We start from the raw sequence: 1,781 nt of genomic DNA on the forward strand, positions 1-1,781 counted from the left end.
CCAACGTCAAACGCAAAACCGACCGTGACGACGCACTGAAACTCGCTCGCATGGCTGCCATGGGAGAACTCAAAGCCGTCCACACGCCATCGCCGCAGCACCGTGAATTTCGCTCTCTGGTCAAATATCGCAAGACACTTGACCAGAGAATCAACAAGACCAAAAACACGATCCGTGCGTGGTTCGTCAACCATGGAATCGAAATCGCTTCGGGCGAGAAAGCCTGGTACACAGGTCGTGAGAAAATTAACTCGTTTCGTAAACCGCTGGTCGACTGTGATGCCGACGAACTCTGGAAAGGAGAACTCGATATTGAACTAACCATCCTCGACTCACTCACCGAGCAACTCGACGGAGTGGTCAAAAAGCTCGAGGCGATCGGTAAAACCGATGAGCGGATTCGACGCGTGCAAACGATCCCCGGCGTCGGGCCTCGTACCGCCGAGATCCTCGTCGCCTGTATCGACGATCCTCATCGCTTCGACAACGGAAGACAAGTGTCCGCCTACTTCGGCCTGGTGCCTCGTCAATACCAATCGGGCGAGACCGATCGCAACGGACGTATCACCAAACGAGGCAATCCACTGGCGAGAACCATTCTGGTTGAGTGTGCCTGGGCATCGCTGCGTTATAACCCTTGGGCCAAGGGAGTCTACGAGCGAATCTGCGGCAAACAAAAGACTCGAAAAAAGAAAGCGGCGATCGCACTGGCTCGCAAGCTCGCCGTGATCGCTTGGGCGTTGCTCCGCGATGAGCGAGACTGGGATCCTGCACAGATGATTGCGGTGACAAAATCTTACGATGGCAAACTGCCAATCGACGAAGCGGAACTCGCGGCGATGCCCAAGAAGGAATGCCGCCACAAACGCAAACGCCGGTTGGCGAAAGAGGCCAAAGCATCGAAGGAAGCGAAATCCAGTCAAACGAGTGCGAAGAAACGAAGCATAACAACAGAGAATCGCAGCACATCGTCAAAACAACCTTCGGCCGCCACACGATCAACGCGAACTCAACGCCCCACCAAGCGAACTAACCAAACTCGGAACCGATCACCGCGAGCAAGAAAGCCAGTAACCCCTGCCTGATGCACCGACATCGACGTAACGAATCGGCCTTGCTCGCTTTAATAAACCATTGAAAAAAACTTCGGCCTGCAGGACAACCAGTATCGCGTGACGAATGCCTGGACATTGTCGTAACGAATCGGACCTGCCGGCTTTTTACACCCTCGACCACTTGAACTTTACTGACCCAATCACCCGCAAACATCCACAGGAGTCCGCAACACTCGCCCTGCCCGAAACACCAAGGAACAGACCTACCCCAAGTACCGAGCACCGACCAAACCTGATGCGGAAGTGGTTCACTTTAGGCCCGGTTGCCCTCGAGCGACCGGTCGAACCTTCCGACACATCGCCCTAAAGAATGTGCCGTACCGAAGGAAGACGCGTGCTGCTCACAAGAAGCCTCCAGGCAAGCGAATGCCAAGACACGCTGCTAGCCGAACCAAGAGGCTGGAACCGTGCACGGATAACTGAGGGGACGCCGCCAGCGTGAAGCACGCCGGCCCACCAGGACAAAGAGCGTTCACACCTCGAATAGTCGTTTAATCCAACTCCTTGATTGATTCGCCGGCAGAGCCGGAATTGACTGAATCGCAACTCGAGTCAACCGACGTGGCTGCCAGTGCCTTTCGCCTGCGTCATTTTTCGGTCGCCACTGACGGGCGAGCGACCGAAAAATGCCTCCGGCGACGGCACCTCACCACCACCCGCGGAAAA

Annotated in this window: 1 protein-coding gene; it reads left to right on the top strand. The window is 55.6% G+C overall.

Features of this window, described 5'->3' with window-relative positions:
• The coding region (locus ABEA92_RS31245; protein ID WP_345689798.1) for an IS110 family RNA-guided transposase at nt 1-1,085 on the top strand (1,085 nt) is incomplete at its 5' end.
• Nucleotides 1,086-1,781: the final 696 nt, after the last annotated feature.

The sequence above is a fragment of the Novipirellula caenicola genome (assembly GCF_039545035.1).
Lineage (GTDB): Bacteria > Planctomycetota > Planctomycetia > Pirellulales > Pirellulaceae > Novipirellula > Novipirellula caenicola.